Origin of the sequence: Roseomonas genomospecies 6 (assembly GCF_008365375.1) — a bacterium.
In the GTDB taxonomy this organism is placed as follows: domain Bacteria; phylum Pseudomonadota; class Alphaproteobacteria; order Azospirillales; family Azospirillaceae; genus Azospirillum.
On record NZ_QOKW01000046.1, the window covers coordinates 25,806 to 31,805 of the forward strand.

Here is a 6,000-nt window from a genome sequence, read left to right on the forward strand (position 1 = left end):
GGGCGCCCCCTCACCCTAACCCTCTCCCCAGAGGGGCGAGGGAATTTAAAGAGAGGAGAGAGACCCATGTCCGGAAGCGGGCGCCTGACGACGCATGTTCTCGACACGACGCACGGACGGCCCGGCGCCGGGATCGCCGTCACCCTCTACCGCATCGACGGGGAGCGGCGGGAGCGGCTGACCCAAACCCGCACCAACGCCGACGGGCGCTGCGACGCGCCGCTCCTCGCCGGGGCCGACCTGACACCGGGCGTCTATGAGCTGGTGTTCGAAGCCGGGGATTATTTCCGCGCCTGCGGCCTGAGGATGGCGGAACCCGCCTTCCTCGACACGGTGCCGATCCGCTTCGGCGTCGCCAACGCGGACCAGCATTATCATGTGCCGCTGCTCGTCTCCCCCTACAGCTATTCCACCTACCGGGGAAGCTGATCGGTCCAGACGGCGAGCAGGCGACGTTCCTCCGGCGTGATCCCGGTGACGTTGCCGGGGGGCATCGCGTCGGACAGCGCCGCCCAGGTCCGGATCTGGGGCGCGTGGCGGCTGATCGCCTCCGCGCTGTCCAGCATCACGCCGCGCGGCGGCACGCCGATCCCTTCCCACACCGGCTGCGCGGCATGGCACATGGAGCAGCGGGACAGCACCACCTCCTCCACCTGAGCGAACTCGACCCTGGCCGGTGCGGCGGCGCTTTCGGTCCGCGTCCCAGCGGCGCTCAAGCCCACGATGACGGCGACGCCCGCGGCGGCCACGGCCCAGGTCCACCAGGGCGTCGGCTTGCCGGCGTGGCGGCTGTTGAAGAAGTGGCGGATCACCGCCCCCACCACCAGAACCACCGCCACGATCACCCAACTGTAGCGCGTGCCGAAGGCCAGCGGGTAGTGGTTGGAGATCATCAGGAAGACGACCGGCAGCGTCAGGTAGTTGTTGTGCAGCGACCGCTGCTTGGCCTGCTTGCCCAGCGCCGGGTCGGGCACTTGGCCCGCCTTCATGGCGGCGACGGCCTTGGTCTGGTTGGGGATGATGATCCGGAAGACGTTGGCCGACATCATCGTGCCGATCAGCGCGCCCACATGCAGCATCGCCGCCCGCCCGCTGAAGAGGTGGCTGAGGCCCCAGGCGACCAGCACCAGGAAGACGAAGCCCGCCGCCGCCAGCTTCACGTCGTCCTTGCCCAGCGGCGACTTGCACAGCCGGTCATAGACGTGCCAGCCCAGCCCCAGCGCGCCCAGGCTGAGCAGCACCGCGCCCCACCAGGGGATGTTCAGCACCGCCGGGTCGATCATGTAGAGTTCGGCGCCGTGGTAGTAGAGCACCGACAGCAGGGCGAAGCCGCTGAGCCAGGTGGCGTAGGCCTCCCACTTGAACCAGGTCAGCTTCTCCGGCAGTTCCGGCGGGGCGACCGTGTACTTCATCATGTTGTAGAAGCCGCCGCCGTGGACCTGCCACGCCTCGCCCGCCACGCCGGGGGGCAGGCCGTCGCGCCGCCGCAGGGACAGGTCCAGGTGGATGAAGTAGAAGCTCGACCCGATCCAGGCGATGGCCGTGACGACGTGCAGCCAGCGCACCAGAAGGTTGACCCATTCCCAGACGATCGGCTCCATCGCGTCGCGGCCTCTTCCGTTCGGTGATCCTCACCCTGAACTCTACGGTTGCCGCAGCGCAGCGGGGAAGCGGATGCGTGCGCCAGCACTTTCAAAAAAAACGGAAAGGTGGGAGGATTCCCCATTGCGGGTGGGGAAAGGTCCGGGCGTGGCGCTGCTGGAGAACATGCGGGTGTTCGTGCGGGTGGTGGAGCTGGGCAGCCTGTCCGCCGCCGGGCGCAGCCTGCGCCTGTCGCCCGCCGTGGTCAGCCACCGGCTGCAAAGCCTGGAGGAGCATCTGAACGCCCGCCTGCTGAACCGCACCACCCGGCAGGTGCAGTTCACCGAGGCCGGAAAGGTCTTCTTCGAGCATTGCCTGGAGGTGCTGGAAGCGGCGGAGCGGGCGGAGAGCAGCGTCGGCGCCATCGGCGGGGCACCCGTGGGCAGCCTGCGGGTGACGGCGCCGCTGGGTTTCGGACGGCGCATTCTGGCGCCGATGGTGCCACGCTTCCGCGCCGCCTACCCCCAGGTGGACCTGCGGCTGCGCCTGTCCGACCATCTGCTGGACCTGCTGCGCGAGGCGACCGACGTCGCCATCCGCATGGCGCCGCTGAAGGATTCCAGCTTCGTCGCGCGCAAGGTCGCCGATCTGCCGCGGGTGCTCTGCGCCGCGCCGTCCTACCTGGAGCAGCGGGGGGTGCCGAGCCGGCCCGAGGATCTTTTGTCCCATCACTGCCTGCTGCTGCGCTTTCCCGGATCGCAGCAGTTCCAATGGACGCTGAACACCCCGCAAGGCCCGATGACGCTGCCGGTGTCCGGCCAGTTCGACGCCGACGACGGCGATGTCCTGACCGGCTGGGCGCTGGCCGGGGAAGGGATCGTGTTGAAACCGCTGTGGGAGGTGGCCGGGCATCTGCGCCGCGGGGACCTGCGCGTCGTCCTGCCGCACTGCCCTCCGGAGCCGGTGACGCTGGCCGTGCTCTACCCCCACCGCAACCTTCTGCCCGCGAAAATCCGCGTCTTCATCGACTTCTTCGCGGAACAGGCCCGCGCCGCCCTGGCGGAAACGGAGCCGCATGCCCCATCCTGACCGGTCCTGCTTTTTCCCCGCCGTTCCGAGCGCGTGCTATGATGCCGCCACGCCGCGCGGCGGGGTTCGCCGCAGGGAAGGACGAGAATGACCGCACAGCCGCCCGCCAAGCCGATTCCGCCGAAGCCCGCCAAACCCATCCGCAAGAAGACCCGCCGCGCCACCCAGCGGCTGACCATGACGGACGTGGCCAGCGCCGCCGGCGTGTCGCCCAGCACCGTCTCGCTCTATCTGCGCAAGCCGGAGGCGGTGTCGGAGGAGTTGGCGACCCGCGTGCGGACGGTGATCGACCAGCTCGGCTACGTCCCGAATCTCGTGGCGGGCAGCCTCGCAGCGGCGAAGAGCCGGACGGTGGGGGTGATCCTGCCCTCCATCACCAATTCCTTCTTCGCGGAAACCTACAACACGCTGCAAAGCGCCTTCCAGACCGCCCATTACCAGACCCTGCTGGGCGTCAGCGAGTTCGATCCGGAGCGGGAGGAGGAGCTGATCCGCGCCTTCCTCGCCTGGTCGCCCGCGGCGGTGGTGGTCACCGGCCTGCACCACACGGAGCGGACGCGCGCCATGCTGCGCTCCTCCGGCGTGCCGGTGGTGGAGATGTGGGACATCCCCTCCGCCCAGACCCCGGCGGTGGACATGACGGTCGGCTTCTCCCACTTCGAGGTGGGGCGGCGGCAGACCGCCCATCTCTACGACCAGGGCAGCCGCAAAGTCGCCTACATCGGGGCCGCCGTGCACCAGGACATGCGGGTGCGCAGCCGCACCGACGGTTATGAGGACGAGGTGCGCCGCCGCGGCCTGCACGACCCCATCGCCTTCACCGCACCCGACACCGCCTCCACCCCCGTCGGCATCTGGCTGATCGACGAGGTGTTCGCCCTGCATCCGGACATCGACGGGGTGGTCTGCTCCAACGACGCCATGGCGCTGGGCGTGCTGTTCGAGGCGAACCGGCGCGGGCTGAGCGTGCCCGACGATCTGGCGGTGATCGGCTTCGGTGATTTGACCTTCAGCGCCGCCTGCCTGCCGCCGCTGTCCACCGTGCGCCCGCCGCAGCGCGAGATCGGGGAGCTGGCCGCCGCCCAGATCCTGGCCCGGCTGAACGGCACGGCGGTGGCGCAGCCGCATCACGGGCTGGACTGCGAACTGGTCGTCCGCGACAGCACACGCCCCGACGCCGATGCCGGGCTGGAACGGCAGACGGTGGGCTGATCCTATTGCGGAAGGACAGTTCCCAAGATTGTCCCTAGTCCACCTTTCGTTCCCCTGCTTCCTTTCGCTCCATCATGGTTGAAGCACCGGATTAAGGCGATGGATGGAGCAGCGGCGATCCGCGCCACCCTGCCGACTCTGCCGGACACTCCCGGCGTCTACCGGATGATCGGGGCGGACGGGCGCATCCTCTATGTCGGCAAGGCGAAGAATTTGAAACGCCGGGTGGCCAGCTACACCCGGACGGACGGGCTGCCCAACCGCACCCGCCGCATGGTGGCGCTGACCCGCTCCATGGAGTTCGTCACCACCCACACCGAGGCGGAGGCCCTCCTGCTGGAGGCGAACCTGATCCGCCGCCTGCTGCCCCCCTTCAACGTGCTGGTGAAGGACGACCGGTCCTTCTCCTACATCGCGCTGGGAGAGGGGCACGCGTTCCCCCGGCTGATGCACCACCGGGGCAGCGCCGACCGGCATGGGAAGAAGCGCGACCTGTTCGGCCCCTACGCCTCCCCGGCCCTCGTCGGCATGACCATCGGGGCGTTGCAGCGCGCCTTCCTGCTGCGCAACTGCGATGACGCCACCTTCACCTCGCGCACGCGCCCCTGCCTCCAGCACCAGATCAAGCGCTGCTCCGCCCCTTGCGTCGGGCGCGTCACGGCAGAGGAATACGCCGCCCAGATGCGGGGCGTGCGCGACGTGCTGTCCGGGCGCAGCGCCGCCGTCCAGGCGGAGTTCGCCCGCCACATGACGGACTGCTCCGAACGGCTGGCCTATGAGGACGCCGCCCGCTGGCGCGACCGCATCCGCGCCCTGACCGCCCTGCAGAGCCGCCAGGACATCAACTTGGAAGGCGTGCTGGAGGACGCCGATGTGCTGGCCGTCCATGCCGAGGGTGGGACCGCCTGCGTCCAGGCGTTCTTCTTCCGTGGCGGGCGCAACCAGGGCACGCGCGCCTTCTTCCCCCGGCACGACGGGGAGGAGGAGCCCGCCGCGATCCTCGCCGCCTTCGCCGCGCAGCTCTACGAAGGGACGCCGCCGCCCCGCCACCTGCTGCTGAGCCACGACATCCCGGAGCGCGCCCTGCTGGCCGACGCACTGACGCTCACCGCCGGGCGGCGGGTGGAGGTGGAGGTTCCCCAGCGCGGACCGAAGCGCCGCGTCGTCGAGCACGCCCTGACCAACGCGCGCGAGGCCCACGGTCGGCGCATGGCGGAACGCTCCGCGCAAGGAAAGCTGCTGGCCGGGGTGGCGCGCGTCTTCGGCTTGTCCCAAACCCCGGCCCGTATCGAAATCTACGACAATTCGCACATCCAGGGCGCCTTCCCGGTCGGCGCGATGGTGGTCGCCGGACCGGAGGGCATCCAGCGCAACGCCGGACGCCGCTTCCACATCAAGGACCCGGCGGCCGCGGGCGACGACTGCGCCATGCTGCGCGAGGTGCTGACCCGCCGCTTCGGGCGCGCGCTCCGCGAGGACCCGCAGCGCAGCGGCGGCCAGTGGCCCGATCTGGTGCTGATCGACGGCGGCCTGGGCCAGTTGAACACCGCCCGCGCGGTCCTGGACGGGCTGGGCATCGCGGGCGTGCCTTTGGCGGCCATCGCCAAGGGGCCGGACCGCGACGCCGGGCGCGAGCGCTTCTTCCTGCCGGACCGCGAGCCCTTCCGGCTGGAGCCCAACGACCCGGTCCTCTACTTCCTGCAACGGCTGCGCGACGAGGCCCACCGGACGGCCATCGACGCCCACCGCACCCGCCGCCTGAAAGCGATGGACCACACCCGCATCGACGGCATCCCCGGCGTCGGCCCGTCGCGCAAGAAGGCCCTGCTGCACCATTTCGGCAGTTCCACCGCCGTGGCCTCGGCGGGGCTGAAGGATCTGGAGGCCACCCCCGGCATCAGCGCGGCGCTGGCCCGGCGGGTGTACGAGCATTTTCACGGGTGAGTGACTCGCCCCCTCCCCAGCCTTCCCCCGCTTCGCAGGGGAGGGCTGGGGCATAGGCGCTAACATGCTTGTCTCCTTATGAAAGGAGCCGGCATGGTTTCGGTCTGGCGTGTTCGTCGTCTGGGCGGGTCGGCGATGTGTCGGGCGAGCCGCGGCGCGCTGGGATCAAGCGCT

5 protein-coding genes are annotated in these 6,000 nt (G+C 70.0%); 4 read left to right on the plus strand and 1 reads right to left on the minus strand.

What is annotated here, in order from left to right; genetic code table 11:
• Positions 1-66 precede the first annotated feature (66 nt).
• A complete protein-coding gene (gene uraH, locus DS843_RS29400; RefSeq protein WP_149472365.1) occupies positions 67-429 on the plus strand; it encodes a hydroxyisourate hydrolase in 363 nt (120 codons plus the stop codon).
• Here uraH and DS843_RS29405 read toward each other — a convergent pair.
• Positions 414-1,601 carry a urate hydroxylase PuuD gene (locus DS843_RS29405; protein WP_149472366.1) on the minus strand — a complete coding sequence of 396 codons (1,188 nt, stop codon included), beginning with the start codon at positions 1,599-1,601 and terminating at the stop codon, positions 414-416. The two genes, uraH and DS843_RS29405, sit on opposite strands and share 16 nt — an antisense overlap.
• Positions 1,602-1,731: 130 nt before the next feature.
• Here DS843_RS29405 and DS843_RS29410 point away from each other — a divergent pair, with 130 nt between their 5' ends.
• The 3 genes from DS843_RS29410 to uvrC all read left to right on the plus strand — a co-directional run bounded on the left by DS843_RS29410 (position 1,732) and on the right by uvrC (position 5,826).
• Positions 1,732-2,670, plus strand: coding sequence for a LysR family transcriptional regulator (locus DS843_RS29410; RefSeq protein WP_286192399.1), 939 nt, complete (start codon positions 1,732-1,734; stop codon positions 2,668-2,670).
• An 87-nt stretch (positions 2,671-2,757) separates the two neighbouring features.
• Positions 2,758-3,882: a LacI family DNA-binding transcriptional regulator gene (locus DS843_RS29415; protein WP_149472367.1), complete on the plus strand. Its 1,125-nt coding sequence runs from the start codon at positions 2,758-2,760 to the stop codon at positions 3,880-3,882.
• 99 nt (positions 3,883-3,981) lie between these two features.
• Entirely contained in the window at positions 3,982-5,826 is a 1,845-nt protein-coding gene (gene uvrC / locus DS843_RS29420) for an excinuclease ABC subunit UvrC (protein WP_149472368.1), read from the plus strand.
• Positions 5,827-6,000 lie beyond the last annotated feature (174 nt).